This window comes from Mycobacterium sp. JS623 (genome assembly GCF_000328565.1).
GTDB lineage: Bacteria > Actinomycetota > Actinomycetes > Mycobacteriales > Mycobacteriaceae > Mycobacterium.
Genome location: NC_019966.1, coordinates 2,607,148 through 2,633,432, shown reverse-complemented (window position 1 = coordinate 2,633,432; position 26,285 = coordinate 2,607,148). Strand labels below are relative to the sequence as shown.

Below are 26,285 nucleotides of genomic sequence, written 5' to 3'. Positions count from 1 at the left end.
ATGAGGAAAGTGCCCTCTGAACTCGGGTGATTGATGTTCCTTACGCATTAATCGCCCGAGTTCGGAAAGGCACTTCCGGTGCAAGTGTCGCACAACTTCATGCCCACGTCGGCGGTGTTCGATGATGAGCGTCTCGTGTCGTGCGCCGGGCTGGTCCCGGTGATGGAGCTGGCCACCCAGACCGGGCTGGCTGATCTGTTGGCCGAGAAGGTCCATATCGCCGAACCGAGGATCAAGTCGGGGTCAGCCAATCCATCGCCGAAGCTGACGACTGTGATCGCCGGGATGTGCGCCGGCGACCGCCAGCTCAACTGCTGTCTGCACACCATGGCCATCACCCAGATCGGCCGAGACACTCCAGGACGGGCCTACTACCGACGAAAGCGAGCAGCCGGCAAGAGCCACCGAGAAGCCTTGCGCTGCCTCAAACGACGCCTCTGCGACGTCGTCTACCGACAACTCATGCGCGACGCGACAAGGTCAATAGAGGCAGGCCCGGCGGGACATGTGGGGGCCGACTCTAGCGTCCAGCGCGGCCGGCTCACACCCCATCACCAGCACTTCGGACAAGTCACTCACCGGGCCAGCCAACCGTCACCCTACAACCGGCGACCGCAACGCTTGACACAGAGAGGCGCTGTCTACAGCGGCGGCTATCACCTTGAGCTGACGGGCCGGACGCGCCACTGATAGCGGTGTTGACCGCCGGTTGTCTGTTCTCTTGTCGATGTGCGTTGGAGCGGCGGCTGCCGACCCACCAGGCCTCTGGTTCGCCATTGGCATGAAATCAAGCAGTGTGTCACATGCATTTCGGGTTCATCGTGCAAGCCAACATGTTCATCGGCGCCGTGATAGCCGTACTGGCAGAGGGCTGAGTACCCGGGACTACGCGGAGGCGCAATCCGTTGGCATTTGCGCTACACATCTCGCTCGAGCGGATGAGGTCACCTCATTCACGCGAGCAACCGATGCGGTTCATCGCCGAGTTGATCCGCAGACTGTGGGCCGACGCGCGCGATGCGCGACGAGCACCTGTGAGCAGGCCGCAGCCCAGCCGATCGGCTGACCGAGCTGATGGCGCTGCCTGATATGGACGCCATCACCGAGGCGAAGTATGTGCAACGTTAGCAGAAGTTGCTGGGGCAGTAACTATTTCAGTGATTTTCGGGCAACTCGCGGTCGGTCTACGCGAGATGCCCGAGATCGGCTGGACTGATTTCAGCCGCATCGAGGCGAACACTATCGCGGCCGACAGTGGCGGGCATGGATGAGTCGCGTCGGGTTACCCGTCAGGTGTTTCGCAGCGTCGGCCAGTATTGTCTCGCTTGCCTTCTCGGCGAGCATGTAGATGGAGGTGACGATGAAGAACCCGGGGATGCGGGGAAAAACCGAGGCGTCCACGACGCGCAGTCGCCCGACGCCGTGCACCCGGAAGCTGCCATCGGTCACCGCGCCGTCAGCGCGCTTTCCGATGGGGCATGTGCACGACGCATGATGACCCCAGGCGTTGTCGCGGATCCATTCCTTCAGCTGGTCGTCTGTCTGCACCTCCGGGCCGGGTGAGACCTCCTCTGCGACGGCGGTGCCGGCGCGGGACATGATGTCGCGGGCGATGCGCACGCCTTTGACCACCGCGTCCAGATCCTCGCCCTTGGTATCGCTGCCTTCCTCGAAATAGTGAAAGTCGATCACCGGGGGATCGCGGGGGTCAGCGGAACGCAGCCGCACCTCCCCAGCCCGGTTCTCGGTGTGCGCCTTGAGGATTGCCCAGGTGAAGTAGTCGCGGTGGTGTTCGAGCTCGCACGAGTATCCCGGATAGTAACCCTCAAACCGGGCCGGCAGGCCGAACACGAACAGATCGGGGGCGGCGCGGCCGTAATCTGATCGCCTGACGACGCCGACCACCGTGCCGTTGGTGGCGTAGACACCCTTACCGCACCAGCGCCACCGGCGATACGCCGGATCGGGCCGCTCGCCGGGAAACGGCGGGCGAAACCTGTTGCGGCGGCTGAGCAATGAGAAGTCGCGCGTCATCCGGCTGACGACGGCGACTTCGTAGCGGTCCCGCAGGTTACGCCCCACTCCTGGAAGCTCGACGCGCGGCTCAATGCCGAGGGGTCCGAGTTCGGCGGCCGCGCCGATGCCCGAAAGCTTCAGCAGCTGCGGAGAATTGAACGCCCCCGCGGCCAGGATGACTTCTTGGGTCGCGCACGCTGTTTGCACCGGCGGCATGGGACCGCGCGCCGGGCAGGGATCACACCAGTAGGCGTGCGGGGCGTGGATGTACTCGACTCCGGTGGCGGCCGGCTCCTCATCCAGCAGCACGCGGGTGACCAGGCAGCCGGTGCGCACCACCAGACGGTGCGGCAACCGCCGGGCCACGTCACGAATCCGTTCGCGGCTGCCGTTGCGCCGGCCGCGCTGCACCGCCATCGGGATCTCCCACACGCCGTCGGGGCTATCACGCAGCCGCCAGTCGTTGGGGTCGAGCCAGCTGCGCGGACCGGCGAACAGATCGCCTCGCCGCTGCCAGAACTCGGCCACGTTGGCTTGCGCCGCGTCGCCGAGCAGGGCGCAGATCTTCTTGTCTTCCAACGCCATCAGCGGGTCGGCCAGCGCGGTGTGCAACCAGCCGCCGAAACCGTGCCGGGCGTCGTTTCTGAACCGATGGTTCAGCAGCGGCAGATGGGTGGCGAGCGCGGCGAGCAGCCGGTTGGCCGGCAGCCGCCACGGCCGCCAGCGATACCCGCAGTCCTCGAGCCGCTCGAAATAGGTGCGCATGTTCTCGGCGCGCCACGACTCGTCGCCGGTGAGTTCGTAGATCTCGTTCCAGTCCTCGGCGTGCGGGTAGATGGTGATCATCGCGTTGTGGGCGGTGCAGCCGCCGAGGGCCGCGGCGCGCGGGTAGAACACCCCGTCGCGTGCGGCGACGAACTTGGAGTCGCGCTCCTGCTGCTTGCGGTTGGCGTAGTGGCGCACGAAGTATTGCCAGCTGGTGGCCGGGTCCTCGGTGGCCCGACCGTGAAAGGCGGGTACGGCGTAGTCGTCACTGTCGTGATCGGCCAGCCCCTCGGCGCCCGCTTCGAGCAGCAGCACCCGCATGCCAGCTTCGGCCAGCCGGGCGGCCAGCGGACCGCCGCCCGCGCCCGATCCCACCACGATGTAGTCGAAGCTGTCGTGATGCCCGCTAGCTGTCATCGCAGGACTCCTGGCGTCCACTGGCGCAGGGCCGCGCGTTGGGTGTGCACGACGGCAATTCGGTGATGCTGGTGGGTTCGACGCGCGGTGCGTTGTTCTTCCCGTGGCGGAATTCGCTAGACGCGTCGTACACCTTGGCCTTGAGGCGGTTGATCGACCCGAGCGGGGTGTGAGCTTGCATCGCGGTCCACGAGTTGAACGACAGCACGTCGTCGGCGTAGACCCGGGCGCAGAAGCAGTCCGACATCTGTTGGTCGAAGACGAGTTTGGCTACCGGCTGCGACGGTCCGGTCCATGGCATTCTGGCGTCTTCGATCACGCGCGGATCGGTGCACAGCTGCACGTGCATCTCATATTCGGCTGAGTTCGCGGCGAAGAATTCTTTGATCAGCAGCCGGTGGGCGTCGGAGCCGCCGCGGCGCGTGATCAGTGCTCTCATCAATTTCAGCACCGACGGCGAGGACGGCACGAGGCTGATCTTGGCCACGTAGTCGCCGTAGCGCAGCGCCGAAGCGGTGGAGAACGTGAAACCCAGGATGTGATAGTTGGGCAGGATCAGCAGTCGTGCCGCCGCGGGCAGCGGCAGGTGAAACACGGCGTCCAGCGCGGCGAGGGCCTCGGTGGACGGTTTGAGCAGACAGTCGGGAACCCGGGTCAGCATCCAGGCTGCCGCCATGCCTTGGCGCAGATAGCTTTTGGCGCCGGCGTAGGGGAAGGTGTCGTGGTTGACCAACACGAAGTCCTGGTTGCTCGCGTTGTCGGGGCGCGCCCGTGGGTCGTCCACGCCCAGGACCTTCAGCGCGATGGCCCGGATGCCGCGGATCTGATCGCTTCGGATGGTGGGGAAGGTGCTTGAGATGCGCGCGATGACGTCGTAGGACTTTCCCGGTTCGGCGAATAGGCCCTGGGCCAGTGGCGGATCCAGGTGCTCGTCGACGATCAGGGTTCCGCGCAGAACGGCGTGGCTTTTGGAATGCGCGTCGCGCAGTCCGTGCCCGAACTTCTTGAAAGTCCACTCGTTGTTCGTGCGCAGCTTGGCGATCAGTTTGTCGATCACATGAGCCTCGTCGCGTCCTGGCTGCAGCAGATCGAGGTCGAACAGTATCGGCGTGCTACTCGCGGCATCGCTAAGAGTCATCGCAGTTGATCCCTCCCCGTTACGGCGTCACGGGCGTTGGTGACGACGCCCGTGCACCGCTCAACTGTCGTGAATCAAGTGCAGTCCCTGGGCCCCCGGCCGGTGGGCCGAATGCGCAAATTGGTCCCGGATCCACAGCTGATCTCAAGGTCGTGCGAGAGGACCGGGTGGACGGTCGAGCCGCCACCCGGTCCCCGGTGTCGCCCGCGCCGCGACCGCGGCTAGGCGAGCTGGGCTGTCCCGTTGGTCGACGGGATCGGCTGTGCGGCTGACGGCTGCTGCGCCACCGCCGGTTCGGATCCAGCGGGAGTTGGCGCGGCCGGTGTGAGCAGTTGGCTGCCGTCGATGACCGGCGCGGTGAGTCGGCGTGCGGTCCGCCGCCGCCGCACCAACAGCGCCCCCGACAGCGCCAGCAGGACCACTGCGCCCGCGCCGCCGACGGCCACCCACGTCCACGGGAACGGTTTCGCCGGGACGGCCGGAACCACCAGGTGCACGCTGTTCTTCTGCAGGAACGCCCGCAGGGCGGCGGCATCGGTGATGAAGTTGAACGGCTGGTTCTCCCCATTGAGAGTGAAGTCGTTGAGACCCACCACCTCACCGGTGGCGTCGTCGACGGTGGGACCGCCGCTCATCCCCGGGGAGATCGCCGCGCTGATCTCGGTGCTGGCCGCCCCGCTCGGGGTGACCTGCTGGCTGGAGGCCGAGCCGTCCTTGAAGCTGGGCTCCTGTAGCCGCGACAGGTCCATGGCGTCACCGACGTCGCCGGGGAAGCCGGCGGAGGTCAGTGCGGTGCCGGGGTCGGGAGCCTTCTCCGCGATCGGCATCGCCGGCAGCGCTGGCTCGTTGGCGACTTTGATCAACGCGTTGTCGCCGTCGGCGGTCTTCTGGAAGTCGACCACCTGAGCGGTCACGAAGTGATCGATGACCCGGCCCTGCCCCTCGGGCTGAATGACCGAGACGAAACGGTCGATCGGCGTGCTGGGCTGCTTGCCCTCGACCAGCCACTCCGCGCTGACGGCGTCCTGTGTCCTGCGCTCCGCGGTGGCTTGATCGAAGCCCGCTTTGAGGAACAGCTGCATCAGGATCGACTGCTTGATGCCGGGATTGGCGGCGTCCACGCAGTGCCCGGCGGTGGCGATGAAACCGGTCGGGTCGACGATGACCCCCGAGCACGACGTGTAGACCTTGATCGGATCCGACCAGTAGGCCTGGCCGTTGGTCGAATCCGTTGCCGGCACAAGCACATAGCCGTCGTATTCGGTCTGGATGTATACCAGTGACTGCTTGACCTGCTGGTCGATCTGCGTCTGGTTCTGGGCGGCCGCGCCCGGCATCCCGCCGACCAGACCGAGCACCGGCAGCGCCAGGCCGACCACGGCGAGCATTCCGCGCCGGACGGCGGGTGGCCTTGGTAGTACAGACATTTCATGTTCCCCTTCATGTGGTGATGCGCGTCCGAGGTGGACACGCCAGAAACGTAGGGCGCGGCCATGCGGGGAATCTGGAGTAGTGATTACCTGCTTTCGCGCTCCAGCTCCGGCGGGAAGTGAAGTACGAGCGTCAGATCGCTTGCGGTCGCGGGCATTTTCAGCAATATCACAGGTAGCGGTGCGGTGCGCTGGAGGTGAACCGCTGCGACGGTTTGTGCGGCTGAGTGGCCATGTCACGATTTCCTGGCACATTGCTGAGAAAAGTTGCTCGTCCGTCGATTTGTCGGCGGTGCGCAGTGGGGCTACTTAGACTTTTAGTGCATGGCGGCCCGCGGTTGGCAGCTATTGGAGCGCCGCTACGAACACGACTCGATCCGCTCGGCGCTCGTGTCAGACCACAGCGCGGGCGTGGTCGTCGTCGGTGCGGCCGGCGTGGGCAAAACGACGTTGGCGCGCAACGTGACTGCGTCGCTGCGGTCGAATGTGCAGTGGGCGGTGTGTACCGAATCGTCGCAGCGCATTCCGCTCGGAGTGTTCGCGGCGCGGGTCGGCGTTTCGGCGTCCCGTGACCCCGCGGCGTTGATCGCCGCAGCGCGGGGATCGATCCTGTCCGGCGAGGACACAGTGATCGGTATCGACGACGCGCATCTGCTCGACCACCTGTCGGCGACGCTGGTTCAGCAGATCGCCGTCGACGGCGCGGCGCGGATCGCCGCCACGGTCCGCAGCGGCGAGTCGGTGCCCGACGCCGTCACGTCGCTGTGGAAGGACGGCTATCTGCAGCGCGTGGAGCTTGCGCCGTTCACTAAAGAGCAAAGCGTCGCGCTCGTCCAGTCGGTTCTGGGCGGGACGCTGGAGGGCCTGAGCGCCGATGTGTTGTGGGAGGCCTCGGGCGGCAACCCACTTTTCCTGCGGCACCTGATCGAAGGGGCGTTGGAGGCGGGCGCCTTGACCGACGTCAACGGGGTTTGGCAATGGCGCGGACGCATGGTCGTGCCGTCCGGGCTGGCCGCGCTGCTGGAGAGCCGTGTTGACCGGATGGCCGGCGACATCGTCGGGGTGCTGAAGCTGCTGGCGCTGTGCGAGCCGCTGGACATGGATGCTCTCTGCGAGCTGGCCGGTGTGGAGGCCGTCGATGCCGCTGAGGTCGAGGGACTGATCCGCGTCGTGCACGAAGAGGACGACATCCTCAACGTCCGGTTCAGCCATCCCCTGTATGGCGATGTGATCCGGCGTCGCGTCGGAACCGCACTCGGGCGCCGCTTGCGTGGCCGACTGGTGCAGGTGCTGCGCGAGCGCGACCTCAGCTCGGCGGCAAGCCGTATCCGGCTTGCTCAGCTCTACATCGCCAGCGATCAGGCCGTCGACACCGACCTTCTGGTGACGGCTGCCAAGGACGCGATCCTGCTCTCCGATCTGCCGCTCGGAGAAAGACTGGCGCGCAAGGCCTTTCAGCAAGCCGGCGGGTTACGTGAAGCCGCGCTGCTGTCGCGCGCCCTTCTCTGGCAGGGTCGCCCGGCCCAGGCCGACGAGATCCTCACCGGCTTCGATCCAGCAGAGCTGGACGAATTGCAACTCGTGCAGTGGGGAGTTCCGCACCTGTCGAACCTGTTCTGGTCGATGAACGAGGTGGACCGGGCGCACGAGGTGATGGCTCTGCTGCGGCAGCGGGTGAGCCATCCCCGGCTGCGGCTGATCGTCGATGCGTCCGGCGCCGCGTTGGCCGTGCACGAAAACCGGATCGCAGACGGGCTGCCGGTCGCCGAGCGGGTGCTCTGCGATCCCACCTCACCCCGGCAGGCGTTCGAATTCGCCGCGTTCACCGCAGGTCTGACCCTGCCGGTCGTCGGCCGCGGCGACGACTTCGAGCCGATCGCGGCCCGCAGCCGTGCCGAACAGAAGGCCAGCGACGGCATGGTCCGCGTCATGGTGCGGTACTGCGACGTGCTGGCGCTGACTTATATGGGCAAATTGGACCTGGCCGACCAACGTGTCGCCGAGTACGCCGAGTTCTCCTCGGCGGGACAGTTTTTGGGCTGGGCGATCGCAAAGATCATGGCCGGTCTGGTCGCCACCTACCGGGGCCGGTTCCCCGATGCGGTGTCCTCGATCGAGCAGGCGCTGGCCGCTTTGGACGCCGAGGCGCCGCTGCCGTGGCGCCTACCCGCGCGATTGCTGCTGGCCAGGGCGTACGCGGCGTTGGGGAGCATCGAGCAGACGCAGCGGGTGTTGGAAGACGCCAAAGAGCACCATGGACGCTCGGTGTCGCTGCACTATCCGCAGCTGGTGATCGCGAAGTCGTGGCTGGCCGCCGCCAAGGGTGCCCAGCGTTCGGCAGCCGAGCTCGCGCTGGCCGCCGCGGACTGCGCGCGCGACGCAGGCCAGAGCGCCGTCGAGGCCGAGGCGCTGCATCACGCGGCTCGGTTCGGTGACGGCACGGTGGCGGCGCGGTTGGCGTCGGTGGCCGAGTGTGCGCACGGGCCGCTGGCCGGGCTTTATGCCGATCACGCTGCGGCGCTGGCGGCCCGTGACGGCGACGCCCTCGACGCGGCTTGCGCCGCGTTCGAACAAGCCGGCTTGCTGCTGTCCGCGGCTGACGCGGCCGCCCAGGCCGCATTGCTGCACGACCACGCCGGGCAGCGGCGTAGCAGCACCGAGTCGTCGGCGCGCGCGCTTCGACTGGCCGAACAGTGCGGCGGGGCTTCGACGCCGGCGATCCGGTCGGCCGCGCACCCCTTGCCGGTGACGTCCCGGGAACGCGAGATCGTCGCGCTGGTGGCCGAGGGATTGACCAACCGGGAGATCGCCGAGCGGCTGACACTGTCGGTGCGCACGGTGGAAGGCCATCTGTACCGGGCGTCCACCAAGCTTGACGTCGCCGACCGCGACGCGCTGGCCAAGGTGGTACTGCACCATTCGGTGAGCTAGCGCCCTACTTCATCTCCGCCGCGCAGCGAGCGCGCAATCGAGTACCGGCTACCCGCGCTATTGGCGGGGCTCTGCGCGAACGTTTCCGGCATGGCGGTCATCCGCACATTCAAACGCCCCGGCGGCGACGCCGCAGCCCTGCGCGTCCGGATGCGCCTGTGCGGGAGAGGCTTTGGTGGCGCACCGAGTTTGACCGGTCTCGGCGCGCACCGCAACGGCTGCTGCATGGAGTCCGGCGACCCCGTCTACCAGTTGACCGATCGCCTGCGCCCCGCCCGCACGGTGCGGGTGTCGGCAGACGAGCTGCAGGCCACCGTGTCGACGTGGCTGGCCGAGCTCGGCGCGGCCAGCCCACTTGCCGGTGATCTGGCCCGAGCCGTGCGGGCGCGCGACTGGCCGACGGTGCACTCGGTGTCTGAGTACCTGTCGGTGGAGGTGACGGTGGCGGGGTAGCGACTTCGGCCGGAGTTTGGCCGGATTTTGGCCGGATGGTTTTGGTGAGCTAGCTGACGGCTGCGGTGAAAACTGCCGCTGATCTGCGCTTTTGATGGTGGTCCCGACTGGGATCGAACCAGTGACCTTCCGCGTGTGAGGCGGACGCTCTCCCCCTGAGCTACGAGACCGGGGAGCCCGACCGAATTGGTCGAACGACGTCGAAGACTAGCACGTGAGCGCCTTGTGACCCGAATGCCCGAGACCAGACCGGAGTCACACGCTGCGGGTTATGTTCGCGCGATGGGCCCCGTGTTCTTGCGGCCGGCCCCGGTCGCGGATCGCACGTCGCGATGTCCGCACCGGCCATGGCTTCTCGATCTCTCGCGACGCGTACCGGCTGCTCTGGCCGCGCTGAGCCCGGCGATCAAACGGATTTGTGCGGCTACACTTTGGTGGACTATCGTCGTCCTTCGCGACGGGCGACCAGTTGTTCGTGGCGCGCGGATGTAGCGCAGTTGGTAGCGCATCACCTTGCCAAGGTGAGGGTCGCGGGTTCGAATCCCGTCATCCGCTCGAGGTGCAGTCGCATCAACCCCAGCGGTGGAGTGGCCGAGTGGTGAGGCAACGGCCTGCAAAGCCGTGCACACGGGTTCGATTCCCGTCTCCACCTCCACGTTGGATCCGCGCGATTAGCTCAGCGGGAGAGCGCTTCCCTGACACGGAAGAGGTCACTGGTTCAATCCCAGTATCGCGCACCAGTGTTGTTGCAGCTCAGGCATGGTAGCTAGATCAGCTAACGGTGGCTTGCACCACATACGCACCACATCGGCCAGGCACGACCTGGCCCCGAGTGGACGCCTGCGCCATCCCCGCGACACGCCAGGAGTCGAGGAACCACCCGGCGTTGTCGGATCCCCCACTAGGGTTGCGGACAACAACACAATCCCGGGCGACGGGATCTCGGCCAGCATGTCCTGCGAAACGGTACAGGCTGCGCGATGGCAGAGGTCACCTGGACCCAGGAACATACAAGCTTGACCAGCGGGTAATACGGGACTCCCCGTCGGCCTTTCGGTGGCCACTATGACCCGCATTCGCTAATAAACATCTAACGAGCGGCCCCAGCGTGTCTTGGGGCCGCTTTTTCATGCCTAGAGAGGCACAACTATGGCTAGAGAAAAGCAATCCCTTCTGCCCGCGATGCTCACCATTCAGCAGGCAGCCGAGGCATTCGGAACATGCGATAAGACCATCCGTCGCCGCATCGCAGACGGCACGCTGTTGTCCTACCGAGTTGGTCCACGCCTGATCCGTGTGGACCGTGACTCGCTGTTGGCGCTGGCGCGTCCGATGGCCGGTGCCGCGTGATGACACAGGCGAAAACCGTCGTTCACACCACAACCACAGGAGAAATCGCATGACCATCACCGAGCACGACATCCAACACATCGAGAGCTACTGGACCGAGTACGACGAGCACCAGGTGGCCGACCTTGCCGCCGCAACCCTGGCACGACTGCACGACCTCGAACCCGAGGTGTACTACCTAAGGCGGCAACTGTGGGCGCTCATTGAATGGGCTGCGGAACATCGTCCCGGCTTAAGCACGGGAATCCTTGAAGGCGTCGCGAACCTAGCGCTCGGTCAGATCGAGTCTCGCTACCTGGCTGCGCAGGTCCAGTGCATCGTCGCAACACTGCCTCCACCGGACCTGGTGCATCACTAAGGGCGGAAATGCCGGAATGGGGGCAACTAGTTGCCCCCATTCCACAAGCATCAGTTACTCGCTGAATAGCGCCTTTAGTAAATGGTCCTTATAAGCGGCCGAATTGGTACACTAAAAGGGGAAGTAATGGCAAGACCAAGCACCATCATTAAGCGGACATGCTTCGTTGAGGCGGATTTCCACGTCGGCGATAACGGCTCGGTGAAGTTGGTTGACCCGCCTAATCGGCGGCTGACGCCCGGCAATGTCTGCGGCAACCCAACTGTCAGTTTTGCGGGGCGCACCTATTTCGTGGCCGATCTAGTTGCACGAGCGCACCTGGCGAGTAAGTACGGAATGATCCTGTTCAGGGATGGCGACCCGGAGAACTGCAAGCCCGGCAATATCGTCGTCATTGAGGACCCGTATGCCGACCGCTTCGCGGCACTGATGAGGCGGAAGCGCGAAGGTGTGCCGCTTCGCGGAGACGGGGACCGCTTGTGGTGGCGCGAGGACCTCCGGACACAACAAGCGAAGGGGAGGGCATGAGTCCTCAGTGGGCAAAGCACTACCAGCGGGAGTGGGAAAACCGCGTGGCGGACACCACGCTGCCGGTGTGGCTGAGGCTTGCTTGCCTGGCATACGGGCGGCATGAAGCCAACGGGCATGCGACATTTCGGCGGGGCCAACTGTCATGGATTCTCGGTACGCCTCCGACATCCGGCCAGCCTTTTAAGCGGCTCGACAAGTACACGGTTCGCGACGCGATCAAGCTGGCCGTCTCCCACGGATGGTTAGCGGACGGTTCCTGCTCCGAGTGCCTTATTGTCCCGGCCCATGCCATCGAAGGACCCCAGGGCAATCCCGCAAAACCATGCGCCGTCCATGAGCGCAAGATTGCTTCCAAGCGGAAGAGCAGGCTTCGGCTGGCCTCATAATCGGCCAACCAAAGTCCTGAGAAGACTCAAGAGAGCGCCATTGAAATCGCTGCTCACGGCGTCCTCGGTGGGTACTAAACACCCACCAGGTGGGTGCTGAACACCCCACCATCGCCCCGGAGGTGGCGTACTGAGCACCCACCTTGTTCAGCGAACTCCCCACAAGCATCAAATGGACCCCGAAACCGCGCGACCCAACAAGCACCGTCGGTTAGGTCGTTTCGTCGCTTCACCAATTACTGCGATAAGCGCAATGACCCACCTACTCGACTCGAAGAAAGTAACCACATGAATGACGAAACGACTAACACTCCAATGCAGCTAGACGTCCAGGCAATCGACCTCGCTTTGATGGAGGACGATAACCGCGACGAATTTGTCGTAATGCGCCTAATCGACGCCACCGGCCTAGTCCTAGACGTGCCGATGGCCCGCCAGCAGGCAGAGGCATTCGGCGAATCATTGCGGGCTTATGCCAGCGCCGCACACTTGCCGACCTGGCTGCCGCATGCCGTCTCACCTGCTAAAGCGAGACTCATGGCCTTCCCGATAACGACTAAGGGACTGAGCGCGGTGGGATAGTCTCCGGCACCATGGAGCGGCGAACGGCAGTGATTCCGCTGGCGGCGATGGCACTTCTGACGGTGGGCTGCTCAACGATTCCTGTGGCGTCCGGACTGCCCGCTTACACCACCCCGCCGCCGGACACGCAGGGGAATCCGCCATGCCAGTTCGGGGTTGGCTGGTCGACCCATTACGGCGGTTCCGGTGGAGTGGACTCAACTCGTGTAGTGCTCGACAAGACCGGCGGGTTGGGTGTCAACAGTTCATTTATCGTGCTGCCGGACCATTATGTCGTTGTGGTGCAGACCAAAGACGGTCACCACCACACCCAAGAGGCGTATGTCGGGAGGGAAGCAACGGGCAACTGGGACACCGTCGCTGAGAAGGACTTCCTGTTCCCGGACATCGACCCCGCCGACGTTGCACACGTCGTAATGACCACCAGCAAGGGAACGTGTTGGGTCGACGGTTCACCCTAACGAGATCACCGCGCGGCCCGATTGGATCGTCTGCACCCGCACCTTCTGTGAGTATCGGCGGTTTCTGTCCGCTTAGCCGGCAGAGGGTAAGACGATAGCTTCGTGACGACTCCGCAAGGCTGGTATCCAGACTCACAAGTTGCTGGGATGTTGCGCTATTGGGACGGCAGTCAGTGGACCGCCCATACTTCGCCAGTTCGCGCTGCCCCGCCCCCGTCATCGCCGCCCAATCCCACCGCGTCGGGCAGGCATGCACAGCCGGATTCAGACAGCAAAGTTCCGCTATTCGGTGCACGGAAGCTCGCCGAGGAATTGCAGGAGCAAAACCAGGAGCTGCAGCGGGAGAACGAGGAGCTTCGGGCGGCGTTGGCTCGCGTGCACGCGATGGAACTCGTGGACGTTGAAGCGGAGGTTAAACGCCAGGAAGCTGAGGTTCAGCGGCTCCGTGCGGAGAAAGCCAGTCTCGAGAGTGAAATAGAGCAGGCACGTTCAGACCTCGTCGAAACTCAAGGTCTTGTCCAGCTTCAAGATGTTGGCCTGTACGACTATCACCACCCCGCTGAATCGTCGGTCGCGCTGCGCGAACAGCTCGATGCCGTTCGTGGACGCATTAAGCAGTTCGCCAATCCCAAGTCGGCGATCATGGCGAACCACAACTTCACCTTCAATAACTCTGCCGCGCAGGGCCGCAGGTTTGTCGACCAGATGTCGCGAATCATGCTGCGTGCGTACAACGCTGAGGTCGAGAACTGCGTCAAGACGGTTAAAGCGGGAAACCTTCCCGCCGCCCAGGCGCGTCTCGCCAAGGCGGTTCAACAGATCGAAAAGCAGGGCACGATGATCGACCTGCGAATAACTCCGGCCTACCACGAATTCCGGCTTCTCGAACTCCAACTTGCAGCCGACTATCAGATGCAACTGAAGCGCGAGAAGGAGGCAGAGAAGGAGCGCATTGCCCGCGAGCGTGAAGACCGGCTAGCGCAGCAGGAACTAGAACGGGAGCGCGAACGGCTAGAGAAGGAACACGCGCACTACTCCAACGTCCTCGAGAAGTTGCAGGTTAAGGGTGACGAGGAAGGGGCGCAGCGGATGCAAGAGAAGCTGGCCGACGTGCAGCGCGCCATCGAAGACGTAGATTATCGCGCCGCCAACAAGCGCGCCGGATACGTCTACGTCATCTCCAATATCGGCTCGTTCGGCAGGCACATGGTCAAGATCGGTCTTACCAGACGACTTGAACCCATGGACCGCGTGCGGGAGTTGGGCGATGCCTCAGTGCCGTTCCGGTACGACGTCCACGCACTTTTCTTCGCTGACGACGCAGTAACGGTGGAGCACAAGTTGCACGAGGCGCTGGAGGCCAAACGGGTGAACAGGATCAACGCCCGTCGCGAGTTTTTCTATGCATCGCCCGATGAGGTACTGCCGCTGCTGAAGTCCACAGTCGGTGAACTTGTCGAATACACCGTGACTCCCGAGGCTGAGGAGTATCGGCTCAGCCTCGGAACGCCCGACACCACACTTTAAAGTCCGCAATCAGACCTCAGGAAAGCCTAGCGGCTTGACCTGCGGCTAAGTTGCCCCAAACCCCTTCTGAGCCGGGCTGACACCGGGCCGGGGGTGGGTTCAACAATGAGCGCCGCGACGCGGATGACCGCTCGTCAGGCGCTTAAAAGTCGGGACACGTTTTCGAAAAATAATGAAACTGGCCTAAATGACCTGTTCCCTTCCCTGCGCGACACGCATTTACCCAATCAGACCTATTTGAGAGTGTCAATTGGGGCACGGTGGTGAACATCGCTTTGCCTAGACACTCTCATTCCTCCCTATTCAGTAAGCACAGGAGCCACCACAATGATTACCGAGGGTAGTTATGCCACCCGGCTCTAAGCCGCTAACTCGGGGCCTATCGCTGATACTGTCACAGCCATGAGTACGAGCGAACTCACAGCATCGTCTCTGCCCACGTCACGCAAAGTGCTCTGCATCGTCTACGGGGTGATCGCCGTCGCCGCGATCATTGGCACCTGGAGCCACATGGGCCCTTATCTACACAGCTTCACAGACTTTGTCGGCACCTTATTTCGCGACACTAAGGTCACACCGGGTTCGCGGGTCGTCACTGTCGACGCCTTGATGCTCAGCGTCTCCGTCGCGATTTTCATGGTCATCGAGGCGCGAAAGTACAACGTGAAGTTCGTTTGGGCGTACATCGCCGCAGGCTTCTTCGTCGCGGTAGGCGCGGCCTTCCCGCTGTTCTTGATCGCCCGCGAATTGCGCATGGGCGGCTCGGAGACGCCACAACTCCGGACGGTTGACACCATCCTGCTCGCGATGTTGGCCTGCGCGTTGGCGGGCTTGTCGGGCTGGATCGACTTCGGGTAAGGCGGGGAAGCAAATCGCCTGCTTTGTTAAATCGTTCATCATGGCCCATTCCGCGATTCTCGCCGACGCCTGACGAGACTTCCCCCGAAAATCGGGGGCGAATTACTGCAATTACAGTAATTTCCGGGACTTCTAACCCGTCAACCTAAGCCGCTTACTAAGCCGCCTAAGGGTCCGTCTACGAGACGATCCCTTACCCGCTGAACCTCCGGTTAGCTCGACCGCTTAGCGATCCCATGCACAACCGCAAACCCCTGCAATTGCAGGGATTTCGCCGCTCCACCTGTGCCGCCTCTCCGCTCCCCACCCGGACCCGTCAGACCGGCACGACCAGCCGCACGACCAACGCCGCCGACCCGCAATCGCAAATTAGTCTCGCAAGACTGATTTGCCGTCACCGGGTTTCCCGCCGCCGTCGTCCCGCAGGTGAATCACCGCCGCGCCCATTCCGGGCCGTGGCGCTCACTCACATGCAAAGAAAGCAACAGCTGAATATGAATGAATCGCAGATCGAAGCGGTACGCCGCCAGATCAACGAGGAAGCCGCCGAACTCGACCAGCAGATCGGTCAGGCCATCGCGACTAAGAGCTTCGGCACCCTTCCGGGTCTTGAGGCCCGGGTAGAGAAGCTGGCCGCTAGCCGCGCCGAGCTGGACGCCGCCGAGGTCCGCGCCAAGGCATTTGCCGCACACCCGCTAGCCGGGGCTGGCATGTTCGCCGCCAGCGTGGCCGACGATGAGCACCGGGCCGACGCGCCCGCCGACAACCTCCGCCTGGCCTTTAACGCCAAGATGGCTAAGGGCCTGGTGGAGCGCAAGAGCCTTGCAGCTTCTGGTGCCGCCGTGGTTGGGCAGGAGTTCCTACCCGATCCGATTGCACTTGGACAGCCAGCGACCGGCCTTTTGGACGTTCTGCCGACCGTCGGTCACGGCAGCCCCCTCTACGCCTTTTTGCAGCAGTCCACCCGGACCAACAACGCGGCGGTTGTCGCTAGTGGAGCGGTCAAACCGACGTCGGTTTATTCGGTCACTCGCGTGGAGCAGTCGCTAAGCGTCATCGCCCACCTATCGGAAGGCATCGACCACTATTGGATGGCGGATAACGCCACCCTTGAGCAGTTCATATCCGGCGAGCTGAATTACGGCTTGCAGCGCGCGGTTGAGGCTAAGGTTCTCGCCGACATCAACGCCACGAGCGGGATCGTTACGCAGGCATTCGCCACTAGCATTCCGGTCACTCTCCGCAAGAGCCTTACAGCGCTTGAGGTTGCGGGCTACACGGCTAGCGCGATTGTCTTGCACCCAAGCGACTTTGAGGCGATTGAGCTTCTGCTTTCCACAACCAACGCCGTGGAGCACCTGTCGCTGCCTTACAACCCGGCTCAGCGCCGCTTGTACGGCGTCCCGATTGCAACGACCATCTCCCAGGCTGCTGGTGTGGGTCACGTGCTGGCTAGGAACGCTGTCGCTGTCGACACTGACCATCTGGGCGTGCAGCTGACCTGGTCGGAGATGTCGAACGCCGACGACTTCAGCCGGAACCTTAACCGTGCCCGCCTAGAAGGCCGTTACGGCACTTCGGTGTACCTGCCAGGCGGCGTGGTCAAGGCCACACTGGCGAGTTCCTAATGGCAGCCGCAGAGGCTAAGCAAGCGGAGGGGGTTGCCGGTGATCCCGGCACCCCGCCGCTTGTCTTCGTCGTTGTGAACCCGCCGTATCAGGCCGTACATCACGGCATAGTGTTCGGTTCTGGCGAGACTGCCGAGGTGCCGGAACATGTTGCAGAACAATGGATTGCGTGCGGATGGGCGGTCGCGAAGTGACCGAGTCAAAGTCGGCAACGGCAAGCATCAAAGCGCTCGCGGACGACAGCCCGAACGGCACATTTGATCTGCTGCTAAGCAGCGCTGCACTCGACCGAGACGGCGAGATTCTGCTACCCGATCAGTGGCAGCAGCCCTTCCCGGCGAGCGTGCCGATCAATGCGAACCATAGTTCTGACGTGTCCGACATCGTTGGTTCTGGCCGACCGTGGATGGACGCCGACCGTAACCTTCGGGTGTCGGGCACGTTTGCATCAACGCCAGCCGCACAACATCTAAGGTCGCTCGTAGCCGAAGGCCATCTCCGGTCTGTCAGTGTCGAGTTCATCCGCACTAAGGGCGCTAACGGCCCCGCTCATGTCCTTATAGGGGGCGCATTCGTGAATGTCCCGAGTAACCCGGACGCCCGCGTTCTCAGCGCTAAGGCGTTTCAGGACGGGCTTGATGCCATCCTGTCGGGTAAGTCCTTCGGTGGCGACGGCGCGATGTTGCAGGCCATCCATGACGCTTCGGTGCATCTCGGCGCTGACTGTGTTGACGGCATTGTGGGCCTGGACGATGACCTGTCCGAGGACGCCGAGGACGGTTCGTCCGAGGGAGCGAATAAGGCTGTCGCGCTAAGGCTTCGGCTTAAGGGCCTTAGCCGCTGAGTGCGTGCCGGACATGCACGTTGGCTCGTGCGTGTCCGGTGGGTTACGCCGCTTCCGGCGGGGGGTGTTTTTACCTTTCTACCGCCGCCGGGAGCGCGTGACCGTTGGGTGGTCGGTTGCCGAACGGACGGGGCGACCGGCCACCTTGCTGGGCGGGTGTGGGAACGATTTCCCCGCACTCGTTCAAGCACTTCAAATTACGCCAACTGGCGTAATTTCATATTCCTGCAATTGCAGGAATCTCCAAAGCTTCGCCCGCTGCCGCCGACCGGCCTCCCACTCCTGGGGCCGTCGTGTGCTCGCGCGGGCGTCGACCGCTTAGGTGTGCGCCTTGGGGTGAGCGCGCCACCTTAAGCGGTCCCGGGCCGGGATCGCGGCGTCCTCTCCTCCCCCCGCCTCGCGTGCCCGAATGCAGAAGACGGCCACCGAGATGGTTGCCCCGATGGCCGTCTCCCTACTTTCCTGCTACGCCGCGCGAACCCTGATCCGTGTACCTTCGCTGATCGCGGTTGCGATCTTGGTCAGCTCAGGATCGGTGATGTCCGCACCGCCGCGCTTGAACTCGCGCTTGAGTGCGTCCTTTACGTCCGGCACAGACTTTCCGGCGTGACGCCGAAATACTGTGTCGAACATCTTCTGAAAGTGACTGTTCACCTGGCGTCCAATCTCTTCGCCGAAATTGGGGTTCATCTTGAATCCTGATGCCATGTCACACCCGCTGCGTGATTGTCGTATTGGGGTGACGCTTGGCTGTCGATTCTTTGACGAACCGGCCAGATGCCGCCGAGCGATTGACCGCTGTCTTGTTCGACGTGCCACGACCTACTGACTCGGTGGTGGTCGTCTTCGGGTTGCTACGCGCGGTAGAACCCTTCACAAAACGCCCGGTTGCGGCGCTCCTACTAACTCTGCGTGCCACGAGGGCACCTCCTGACAGGGCACTTAGCCCATATAACGAGCACCCGCTAGGAGATGCGCTACAGTCTGTGGTCTAGTTGCCGAACTACCCATCAGCCCTGGAGCGATCCCCACCCTGTGGGATTTCCCAGGGCTTTTGGTGCTCTTGAGGGAGTCTAGAGTTCGCTGGCCCAACAAGAAACCCAATGAACTACACCGCTGTAAGTAGGTTTTGGCAAACATTGTGAGCTAGCTAACCCAGCTTGTGGATAACTCGCGCCAATCGAGGTCACAACCAGTCATTACCCGGTCAGCGGGTAGAAGTCCGCAACCCACGTAGCTAAGAATCTTTAAAAAAGCCTAAGCCCATTTCTTAGGCGATTTGTGACCCACGCCACTAGCTGAGCGGAGCGCGTACCGCCCACAACCAAGCGCCCCCCAGCGGGCGCTTAGCGTTCATGTAACCCGACCTCTCGCCCCTTTTACGACACCGCAGCCAGGGGCGTCACGTCGGGCTGTGCCAGCTTCGAGAGCGCCGCCGCGAGGGCCTTATCGCGTCCATCGGTGGCGTGTTGATACTTCATTGCGGCCTGCGGGGTCGTATGCCCCAGCCGGTTCATCAGTTCGGCCAGTGTCGCCCCGGTCTGGGCTGCGAGCGTCGCGCCTGTGTGCCGCAAGTCGTGAAATCGCAGATCGTCGCGACCCGCCGCCGTGCGCGCCCTGTAGTAATGCCGGTAGAACGTGGACGGCTGCAAGTGCCTGCCAGATTTCGCCGGGAATAGCAGCGCATCCTTACCAGGCTCGACATGCTCCAGATGCGCCTTAACGGCGGGGAGGATATGCGGCGGGATCGCCACATCGCGCACACCCGCGTCCGACTTCGGTCCGCCGACGCTGTGTCCACCGGACACCCGCGAAACACCCCGCGTGATGGACACCACGCCGTCTTTGACGTTGACATCTCCCCGGCGCAGCTCTGCCAGTTCTCCGAACCTCATTGCGCACCAGGCCGCCAGCAGAACCATCAGCCGCAGCCCCTCTGGCATTTCAGCGGCAACGGTGCCCAACTGCTGGAGGGTCGCAGGCTTCGGAGTGATCACGCGCGTGACGCTCCCGGCTCCCCGAATCATGCACGGGTTGACGTCGATGAGCCGATCACGGGTGCGCGCCGTCTCCAAGATCGTTCGCAGCAGCGAGTAGGCGTGTGCCCGGACGGTCGGCGCATCCTTAGCCGTCTTGGCGTACCAGCGGTCAACCGACGCCATCGTGATGTCGCGGATCGGCTTGCCCCGGAAGGTCGGCAGGATGTGCCGACCCAGCAGCTTCTCGTAGTGCTCGCAGGTGCGCGGCCTAAGCGGCCGGCCCTTCACGGTTCGCGCCTCTAGCCACTTCTTGGCGTAGTCGCCGAAGGTTTGGGCCGCCGCCTTTTTCCGCTGGCCCGCCTCCTTCTTCTGCTCAGTGCTGGCGGGGGGTGACCACAGTTCACGGTCGATCTCGCGGCGGCGATCAGTAAGCCACGCCTCTGCGTCGACCCTGGCCGCGAACGTGTGCTCAGCCTCGTAGAGGTTGCCGTCAGGCCCCGTATAGCTCGCCTTCCATCGACCCGAACGGAATTGACGAAGCCGCCCGAATGCGCGCCGCTCGGACCTTGGTTCCTTTTTCCGTGACGCCATTACTTTGCACGACTTTCGCACCACATATGCACCACATACATGGATATTTGAGGGTTGCTGTGTCCATTTAAGTACCTCTGTGGACCTGAGTTGTTTTCTCCCATAACCCCAGTATATGGCACCAAATGCTCAGCTCACGACCTCAACACGCATATTTGCTAGTGGCAAGTTCAATCCCAGTATCGCGCACCACTTTGTTTGCAGTTCCCAGACACTTTCTGAGATCGGTTTCGGACCACAGGGGCCAGATATGGGCCAGTCGATTGCGGCGCTAGGTTCTGAACTCTGGTTTAGCCGCCCCTGGCGCGAGGAACGTATTCATCAGCGTCGCTTTGAGGTTGGTCACGTCTTAATTCGGCGTTAGGCGATCGACGGGGTGACCCTGAGAGTTCAGCAGCGAGCCTGGCCCGCCGCCCGCCGTACCCGCCCCGCCAGGCGCCGTGGGGGGATACGTGTCTGGCGGGGCTCCCCTCGGCGCCCCGGGGGTGAGCGTCGGACCGGAAAGGGGTCGGGCCACATAAATTGTCCCACGTGTCAATAGCGATATGAATCTTTCTAGCAAGGCTATTTAGCTGCGCTTGCATCAGCAACAACCATCGCGCTTCGAGAACGGCTGGAAGAACGAGCGCGCGCGAACGCTGACCTTAGCCGACACCTTCCCCGTTCATCACTGACGAAGTTAGTGGCGCCACTAGAGTGACAGCAACCAAGTCTCTTGCACTCCGGAGGGATTGTTTATGCGTAGCAACCTCTTTTCGCCCGACAACGCCGAGGCTCAGACTCAACAGCCAGGGATGAAGCTGCAGAACGGCAAGATGCTCAAGATTGCGCTCAACGGTGACATGCTGGTGCGCCAGGGCTCGATGGTCGCCTACCAGGGCAACGTGCAGTTTCAGCCGCTGGGCTCGGGCGGCGTCGGCAAGTTCCTCAAGCAGCAACTCACTGGCGAGGGCGTGCCGATCATGAGATGCACCGGTGTCGGTGACGTGTTCCTCGCCGACCTTGCGGCCGACGTGCACCTCATCGACCTCGACGGTCCCCACGACTCTCTCACCATCAACGGCAAGAACGTGCTCGCGTTCGACCCGACGCTCACCTACGACATCCGCCGCGTGCAGGGCGCTGGAATGTTGTCGAATGCGGGCCTGTTCAACTGTGTCTTTGCCGGCCAGGGTCGCATCGCAATCACTTCGAAGGGTGCCCCGGTAGTGCTCAACGTCGACCAGCCGACATACGCGGATCCGCAGGCCGCGATCTGCTGGTCCACGTCGCTGCAGACGGGATTCCACCGCGCCGACCAACTTGGCTTGGGCACACTCATCGGTCGCACCACTGGCGAGGCGTTCACGATGTCGTTTCAGGGCAACGGTTTCGTCGTCGTTCAGCCCTCCGAGGAACTGCCCGGGTCATTCATGGGCGGGAAAGGCGGCGGTCAGCAGGCCGGCGCCAGTGCGGCCAGCGTCGGCGGGATGATCGGCAACATTCTCGGTCGCTAGCCGAGAACGCGCGAGCTGCTAAGCGGGCAAGTTCGACTTGTCAGCCTGGACGCCGCTCCAACGCATGGATCAAAAGCGTTGTGCGACACCGCGCACCGATGGTGGCCGGTGGATGGGTTGCCGGCCGCAGGGCCACCATCGGGTCACTGTTGGTCGGCGCCCACGACGCCAGCGGACGGTTTGTGTGCTGCGGTCATGTGGCTTTCGGATTCACCGGCCACCTTCGCCGCCAGTTGCGCCCGGTTGACCGAAATCGCATGTAGCACTTCGCCGTTCAGCGGCTTGCGTAGCGGTGAGGGTGTCAATTGGGTTGAGCCTGGCGTCGTTATCAACGTCGACTACCGAGAGTTTTCTGGCCAGCTTCGGCACCCGCCGCTTAACGGGCATCGCCCTCGTGGAAGCGCCGAGCGTCCTGCCAGCGTGGTCGTGAACCGAGACTCCGAGCGGCAATGGCTGTCGTCGTTGCGCAATAGGCGCGTCATGTGCTGGGCGACCTGGTGCGGACAACGATGGGCAATTGGATATCGTGACGTGCACGCCAAATCGTTCGCGCAGCGCCCCGGCCGCAGCCGACTTACTCGCCAACATGATCACTGTTGTGCAATGCCGCAGCATGCGCGACACGGTTTCGCAACTAAGCAGGTAATTTGCGGCATTTGAACAAGCGTTGCGCGAATCATGGGTCTAACTGGTCTGATCAGCTGGAGCCCACATGAACCCTTACGGCTGTACCCGCCAGTGCGACTGCAACCATCCGAGTGAATGCATTTTCAAGCAGACCGCACCCGAGCGGCCGAGCTTCGCGGTGGTGTGGATCGTCGGCGCGATCGCCGTCGCGGCGATGGTCGTGGTGGTCCTCATCCTGGTCTGATTCGCCCGACCGCCAAGGCGCTCCCTATATTGCTGCGCGATATTGCTGCGCGCACGATTCCCCTTAGTGCATTGACCAATCCAGTTTGCCCCGACGTTTGCTGTGACTTACGGTAACTTCCGTGGCATGCGGCTAGCCGGAGCCTTCTTCGCCAACAAGGCCGAGGTTGTCGACGAAAATCCAGTTTCCCAGCGCGATGAAGTTCATGGTGCTGACGCAGATCACGCTGCCCATCGAGCCGGGCGGCGGGCGGCATGCGTACAGCCGCCGCGTCGACGGGACCCACGAGCGATTCGACATCCCGCTCGATATCGTCGTGCAGTGATCCAACGCGTCGAGCAGTCCGCTCCAGGAAAACGTTCACGGCCCAGACCGCACCCGTTAGGCTTCGCGAAGGCCAACCGGTCAGGACGACCAAGGGGTGGGACATGATTCGCGTACTTTTCGCCGCCGCCGCGATCGCGGGTGCTGCCGTGTGCACGGCGCCTGCCGCTGTCGCCGACAACGACAACATGTATTTCGACCAGCCGGGGCACTACGCCACCGACGTGCCCGGCATGAACTACGACGCCCACCTCGCCGCGCCGTGCGACAACATGGACTTCTTCACGTTCGGGCGCGGGCCCGGTGGCGAGGCCCTGCAATGCCGGTGGATCGCGAATCAGTGGCCCCCGGTCACCACCGGTTTCTGGGTGACCACGTACGAGTTGTTCGGCGTTCAAGAGGTCGGCTCGCCGTGCCCGAAGCCGCAAGCCGCGGCCCAGACCCCGGACGGACGCCCGCTGTTGTGCCTCGGCGAGCAAGGTTGGCAGCCCGGTTTCTTCACCCGCGACGGATTCTTCCAGGGCTGACGCTTCGCCGGGCTACGCCCCGCGCAACGTCCGACTCGGCGGGGTTCCGAACGCTTCGCGGTAGGCGATGCTGAACCGGCCCGCGTGACTGAACCGCCACCGGCCCGCAATGGCCATCACTGTGTCGACCGACGGGTCGGCGGCCAGCAGATCGCGATGTGCGCGATCCAAGCGCACCCGCCGCAAGTACTCCAGCGGTGTCGTGCCGAGATGACGGCGGAAGGTGTATTGCACCGACCGCGGGGTGACGTTGATCGCGGCCGCAATGTCGCTGAGCCCGATGTCGCGATGCGCGTTTTCGTGGATGAACGTGATTGCCCGGCGCAACGTCCTGGGTTGCGCAGCAGAGGTTTCGACATAGTTCCGCATTAGCCGGTCACATACCCGGCGCTCAAGAACTCAAACCGCCCCGGCACAGGTCTGCGCCCTGACACGATCTGGCCCATGACCGAACGCATCGAAGTCCAGCGCACCATTGACGCACCGGCCGCCGACATCTTCGCCGTACTGTGTGACCCACAGGGCCACGTCGCCATCGACGCCAGCGGCATGCTGCAGGACGCCGAAGGAGACCCCGCCCAAGCCGTCGGCGACAGCTTCGTCGTGCACATGGATCGCGAGTCGCTCAACGACTTTCCGATGGGCCGCTACGACGTGACCGTCACCATCCGCGAGTTCGAAAAGGACCGGCTGATCGCGTGGACCATCCTCGGCCGGATCCGGCCTCAGATCGGGCACATTTACGGCTATCGGCTCGAGCCGACAGACGGCGGCACCCTCGTCACGTCCTTCTACGACTGGTCTGACATCGATCCGCAGTGGCGCGAGGCCAACATCTTCCCGGTAGTGCCGGAAAGCGCGCTGCGCGCCACCCTGGGCATCCTCGACCGCACGGTGCGCCGCGGTTACCCACGCGCATAAAGCGTCAACCGACGGTTGACGAATTCAGCGCGTCAACCTAGAGTTGACGCCATGACCGAGCCCGCCAAGATCTCCTACCCCGTCCGCCTCGACGACCTGATCACCGTGATCAAGCAGGTGCACGAGGAACCGCTGGAGCAGCTCACCGACGCGGTGCTCGCCGCCGAAACGCTCGGCGAAGTCGCCGATCATCTCATCGGCCATTTCGTGGACCAATCCCGCAAATCAGGGGCCTCGTGGACCGAGATCGGCAAGTGCATGGGCGTTACCAAGCAGGCCGCACAAAAGCGGTTCGTGCCCAAGGCGGACGCGGCACTCGATCCCCAGGCGGGCTTCGCCCGGTTCACTCCCCGAGCACGCAACGTCGTCTTCGTCGCGCAGAACAAAGCCGGCGAGGCCGGCAACAACGAAATCACGCCGGACCACTTGGTTCTCGGGCTGGTCTCCGACCCGGACGGCCTGGCCGCCAAGCTGCTCGCCGGTCAAGGACTCAATGCCGACAAGGTGACCAAGGCCATCACGCTGCCGCCGCGCGTCGACGACAGGCCCACACTGATCCCGTTCAACACTGCCGCCAAGAAGGCGCTCGAATTGACCTTCCGACAAGCACTTCGGCTCGGGCACAACTACGTCGGCACCGAACACCTCCTGCTGGCGCTCTATGAGGCCGAAGACGAGGACGGCACGCTGCACCGCCTCGGTGTCGACAAGGACCGCTTCGAGCGCGAACTCGTCGCGGCACTCGAGGCGTATTCCAAAGCCTGATCTCACAGAACTGATCGCCGCGGCGTCTGCATGATGTGAAGGTGCGACCGTTCGAGGACGTAGTGGCCGAACACGGCGCGACGGTGCTGCGGGTGTGCCGTGGCGTCGTCGGCCCGGTCGACGCCGAGGACGCCTGGTCCGAAACGTTTCTATCGGCGTTGCGGGCCTATCCCGACCTGCCCGCCGACGCCAACGTCGAGGCGTGGCTGGTCACGATCGCCCACCGCCGCGCTATCGACGTCGGACGCGCCCGAGCGCGACGCGCCGTGCCGACCGACACGATGCCCGAGCGACCCGCCACCCATGCCGACCCTGCAGCGCGTGACCCCGATCTGTGGACCGCACTGCAGCGGCTGCCGACCAAACAACGCCAGGCGGTGGCCTACCGCCACCTCGCGGGGCTGCCGTTCGCCGAGATCGCCGACCTGCTCGGCAACTCCCCCGACGCCGCGCGCCGCGCCGCCGCAGACGGACTCAAGACTTTGCGCAAGTACTATCGTGAGGACGAAACAGGATGAATACCAACATTTTTGACGAAATCGACGCCGACGACGGCGCACTGACGCGGCTCCATGAGCGACTGGAACGCGCCGCCGAGGTCGCCGATGTGCTCGACGTCGCCTATCGCACCATCGACACGCCAGTCGGCACGCTCCTGCTGGCGGCCACGACCGCAGGACTGGTCCGGGTGGCCTACGACGTCGAGGGCCACGACGCGGTGCTCGCGGGCCTGGCCGACCGCATCAGCCCCCGCGTGCTGCGCGCGCCGGCACGACTGGATGCCGCGGCGCGACAGATCGACGAGTATTTCGCCAAGCGCCGCACCACCTTTGAGGTTCCGGTCGACCTTCGGCTCGCGGAAGGCTTCCGCCGCAACGTCATCGAGCATCTGCGCGAGATCGGCTATGGCCACCGCGAAAGCTATGCGACCGTCGCTGCCGCGATCGGAAGCCCGCGGGCGGTTCGGGCCGTCGGCACGGCCTGCGCCCACAATCCGCTACCGGTCGTGATTCCGTGCCACCGCGTCGTGCGGTCCGACGGATCGACGGGCCAGTACGTCGGCGGGCCGCTGGCCAAATCGACGCTGTTGAACCTTGAGGCCGCCTGAAAGCGGGAATTTATCTGCGGGCGCAGCG

At 63.8% G+C, this 26,285-nt stretch carries 26 protein-coding genes, 4 tRNA genes and 1 pseudogene; 23 read left to right on the top strand and 8 right to left on the bottom strand.

Translation table 11 applies throughout. The features are described 5' to 3' along the window. Window positions 1-78: 78 nt before the first annotated feature. Window positions 79-297: pseudogene (locus tag MYCSM_RS37770) on the top strand (IS1380 family transposase); the annotation flags it as partial. Window positions 298-1,239: 942 nt separating this feature from the next. On the opposite strand, the gene MYCSM_RS12895 reads toward MYCSM_RS37770, so the two are convergent. From MYCSM_RS12895 to MYCSM_RS12885, 3 genes are all read right to left on the bottom strand, one after another. After that, complete coding sequence (locus tag MYCSM_RS12895) at window positions 1,240-3,198, bottom strand: GMC family oxidoreductase (protein ID WP_015306599.1); 1,959 nt, start codon at window positions 3,196-3,198, stop codon at window positions 1,240-1,242. Next, the gene (locus tag MYCSM_RS12890) at window positions 3,188-4,336 is read right to left on the bottom strand and encodes a catalase family protein (RefSeq protein ID WP_015306598.1); all 1,149 of its coding nucleotides are present in this window, start codon (window positions 4,334-4,336) and stop codon (window positions 3,188-3,190) included. Before MYCSM_RS12890 ends, MYCSM_RS12895 begins: the two co-directional genes overlap by 11 nt. A gap of 221 nt (window positions 4,337-4,557) precedes the next feature. Continuing rightward, entirely contained in the window at window positions 4,558-5,763 is a 1,206-nt protein-coding gene (locus MYCSM_RS12885) for a S1 family peptidase (RefSeq protein ID WP_157681325.1), read from the bottom strand. A 327-nt stretch (window positions 5,764-6,090) separates the two neighbouring features. On the opposite strand from MYCSM_RS12885, the gene MYCSM_RS12880 reads away from it, so the two are divergent. Both MYCSM_RS12880 and MYCSM_RS38155 read left to right on the top strand, forming a co-directional pair. Beyond that, window positions 6,091-8,697: a helix-turn-helix transcriptional regulator gene (locus MYCSM_RS12880; protein ID WP_015306596.1), complete on the top strand. Its 2,607-nt coding sequence runs from the start codon at window positions 6,091-6,093 to the stop codon at window positions 8,695-8,697. A gap of 90 nt (window positions 8,698-8,787) precedes the next feature. Continuing rightward, window positions 8,788-9,150: a hypothetical protein gene (locus MYCSM_RS38155; protein WP_015306595.1), complete on the top strand. Its 363-nt coding sequence runs from the start codon at window positions 8,788-8,790 to the stop codon at window positions 9,148-9,150. A gap of 95 nt (window positions 9,151-9,245) precedes the next feature. On the opposite strand, the gene MYCSM_RS12870 is transcribed toward MYCSM_RS38155, so the two are convergent. Then, window positions 9,246-9,320 (bottom strand) — tRNA-Val (locus MYCSM_RS12870). Window positions 9,321-9,632: 312 nt separating this feature from the next. Here MYCSM_RS12870 and MYCSM_RS12865 point away from each other — a divergent pair. The 12 genes from MYCSM_RS12865 (at window position 9,633) to MYCSM_RS37160 (ending at window position 17,675) form a co-directional block, all read left to right on the top strand. After that, window positions 9,633-9,705 (top strand) — tRNA-Gly (locus tag MYCSM_RS12865). A gap of 26 nt (window positions 9,706-9,731) precedes the next feature. Next, window positions 9,732-9,805: transfer RNA gene (locus MYCSM_RS12860), tRNA-Cys, on the top strand. A 10-nt stretch (window positions 9,806-9,815) separates the two neighbouring features. Next, window positions 9,816-9,890: transfer RNA gene (locus tag MYCSM_RS12855), tRNA-Val, on the top strand. Window positions 9,891-10,299: 409 nt separating this feature from the next. Continuing rightward, complete coding sequence (locus tag MYCSM_RS12850; protein WP_015306594.1) at window positions 10,300-10,500, top strand: helix-turn-helix domain-containing protein; 201 nt, start codon at window positions 10,300-10,302, stop codon at window positions 10,498-10,500. A 49-nt stretch (window positions 10,501-10,549) separates the two neighbouring features. Continuing rightward, window positions 10,550-10,858: a hypothetical protein gene (locus tag MYCSM_RS12845; protein WP_015306593.1), complete on the top strand. Its 309-nt coding sequence runs from the start codon at window positions 10,550-10,552 to the stop codon at window positions 10,856-10,858. Between the two features lie 126 nt (window positions 10,859-10,984). Next, a complete protein-coding gene (locus tag MYCSM_RS12840) occupies window positions 10,985-11,386 on the top strand; it encodes a hypothetical protein (protein WP_015306592.1) in 402 nt (133 codons plus the stop codon). A gap of 677 nt (window positions 11,387-12,063) precedes the next feature. After that, a complete protein-coding gene (locus tag MYCSM_RS12835) occupies window positions 12,064-12,357 on the top strand; it encodes a hypothetical protein (RefSeq protein ID WP_041311983.1) in 294 nt (97 codons plus the stop codon). Window positions 12,358-12,368: 11 nt separating this feature from the next. Further along, window positions 12,369-12,818 carry a hypothetical protein gene (locus MYCSM_RS12830; protein ID WP_015306589.1) on the top strand — a complete coding sequence of 150 codons (450 nt, stop codon included), beginning with the start codon at window positions 12,369-12,371 and terminating at the stop codon, window positions 12,816-12,818. A 102-nt stretch (window positions 12,819-12,920) separates the two neighbouring features. After that, the gene (locus tag MYCSM_RS12825) at window positions 12,921-14,345 is read left to right on the top strand and encodes a DUF4041 domain-containing protein (protein WP_041311980.1); all 1,425 of its coding nucleotides are present in this window, start codon (window positions 12,921-12,923) and stop codon (window positions 14,343-14,345) included. A gap of 402 nt (window positions 14,346-14,747) precedes the next feature. After that, window positions 14,748-15,203, top strand: a complete 456-nt coding sequence (locus MYCSM_RS12820) for a DUF2834 domain-containing protein (RefSeq protein WP_015306587.1) — start codon at window positions 14,748-14,750, stop codon at window positions 15,201-15,203. Between the two features lie 455 nt (window positions 15,204-15,658). Further along, entirely contained in the window at window positions 15,659-16,831 is a 1,173-nt protein-coding gene (locus MYCSM_RS12815; RefSeq protein ID WP_232425761.1) for a phage major capsid protein, read from the top strand. A 574-nt stretch (window positions 16,832-17,405) separates the two neighbouring features. Further along, window positions 17,406-17,675 carry a hypothetical protein gene (locus MYCSM_RS37160; RefSeq protein ID WP_157681324.1) on the top strand — a complete coding sequence of 90 codons (270 nt, stop codon included), beginning with the start codon at window positions 17,406-17,408 and terminating at the stop codon, window positions 17,673-17,675. A 465-nt stretch (window positions 17,676-18,140) separates the two neighbouring features. Here MYCSM_RS37160 and MYCSM_RS12800 read toward each other — a convergent pair whose 3' ends face one another. Continuing rightward, window positions 18,141-18,383, bottom strand: a complete 243-nt coding sequence (locus MYCSM_RS12800; RefSeq protein ID WP_041311974.1) for a hypothetical protein — start codon at window positions 18,381-18,383, stop codon at window positions 18,141-18,143. A gap of 671 nt (window positions 18,384-19,054) precedes the next feature. After that, complete coding sequence (locus MYCSM_RS12795; protein WP_015306581.1) at window positions 19,055-20,245, bottom strand: tyrosine-type recombinase/integrase; 1,191 nt, start codon at window positions 20,243-20,245, stop codon at window positions 19,055-19,057. Window positions 20,246-20,982: 737 nt separating this feature from the next. Here MYCSM_RS12795 and MYCSM_RS12790 point away from each other — a divergent pair. Further along, window positions 20,983-21,741, top strand: a complete 759-nt coding sequence (locus tag MYCSM_RS12790; protein ID WP_015306580.1) for an AIM24 family protein — start codon at window positions 20,983-20,985, stop codon at window positions 21,739-21,741. Window positions 21,742-21,884: 143 nt separating this feature from the next. Here MYCSM_RS12790 and MYCSM_RS37150 read toward each other — a convergent pair whose 3' ends face one another. After that, window positions 21,885-22,046: a hypothetical protein gene (locus tag MYCSM_RS37150; RefSeq protein ID WP_157681323.1), complete on the bottom strand. Its 162-nt coding sequence runs from the start codon at window positions 22,044-22,046 to the stop codon at window positions 21,885-21,887. A 407-nt stretch (window positions 22,047-22,453) separates the two neighbouring features. Between MYCSM_RS37150 and MYCSM_RS37145 the strand changes: the two genes are divergently transcribed. The 3 genes from MYCSM_RS37145 to MYCSM_RS12785 all read left to right on the top strand — a co-directional run bounded on the left by MYCSM_RS37145 (window position 22,454) and on the right by MYCSM_RS12785 (window position 23,463). Then, window positions 22,454-22,612 carry a hypothetical protein gene (locus MYCSM_RS37145; RefSeq protein ID WP_015306579.1) on the top strand — a complete coding sequence of 53 codons (159 nt, stop codon included), beginning with the start codon at window positions 22,454-22,456 and terminating at the stop codon, window positions 22,610-22,612. A gap of 166 nt (window positions 22,613-22,778) precedes the next feature. Next, window positions 22,779-22,937: a hypothetical protein gene (locus MYCSM_RS37140; protein ID WP_157681322.1), complete on the top strand. Its 159-nt coding sequence runs from the start codon at window positions 22,779-22,781 to the stop codon at window positions 22,935-22,937. 103 nt (window positions 22,938-23,040) lie between these two features. Beyond that, complete coding sequence (locus MYCSM_RS12785) at window positions 23,041-23,463, top strand: hypothetical protein (protein WP_015306577.1); 423 nt, start codon at window positions 23,041-23,043, stop codon at window positions 23,461-23,463. 12 nt (window positions 23,464-23,475) lie between these two features. Here MYCSM_RS12785 and MYCSM_RS12780 read toward each other — a convergent pair whose 3' ends face one another. After that, window positions 23,476-23,832 (bottom strand): helix-turn-helix domain-containing protein, encoded by a 357-nt coding sequence (locus tag MYCSM_RS12780; RefSeq protein ID WP_015306576.1) that lies wholly within the window; start codon window positions 23,830-23,832, stop codon window positions 23,476-23,478. Window positions 23,833-23,907: 75 nt separating this feature from the next. Between MYCSM_RS12780 and MYCSM_RS12775 the strand changes: the two genes are divergently transcribed. The 4 genes from MYCSM_RS12775 to MYCSM_RS12760 are packed head-to-tail and all read left to right on the top strand — an operon-like array spanning window position 23,908 to window position 26,257. Further along, window positions 23,908-24,384 (top strand): SRPBCC family protein, encoded by a 477-nt coding sequence (locus MYCSM_RS12775; RefSeq protein ID WP_015306575.1) that lies wholly within the window; start codon window positions 23,908-23,910, stop codon window positions 24,382-24,384. Window positions 24,385-24,435: 51 nt separating this feature from the next. Next, on the top strand, window positions 24,436-25,149 hold the full coding sequence (locus MYCSM_RS12770; protein ID WP_015306574.1) for a Clp protease N-terminal domain-containing protein: 714 nt from the start codon (window positions 24,436-24,438) through the stop codon (window positions 25,147-25,149). A 35-nt stretch (window positions 25,150-25,184) separates the two neighbouring features. Then, window positions 25,185-25,667, top strand: coding sequence for an RNA polymerase sigma factor (locus MYCSM_RS12765; protein ID WP_015306573.1), 483 nt, complete (start codon window positions 25,185-25,187; stop codon window positions 25,665-25,667). Then, window positions 25,664-26,257 (top strand): methylated-DNA--[protein]-cysteine S-methyltransferase, encoded by a 594-nt coding sequence (locus tag MYCSM_RS12760; RefSeq protein ID WP_015306572.1) that lies wholly within the window; start codon window positions 25,664-25,666, stop codon window positions 26,255-26,257. The genes MYCSM_RS12765 and MYCSM_RS12760 overlap by 4 nt, the downstream gene beginning before the upstream one ends. Window positions 26,258-26,285 lie beyond the last annotated feature (28 nt).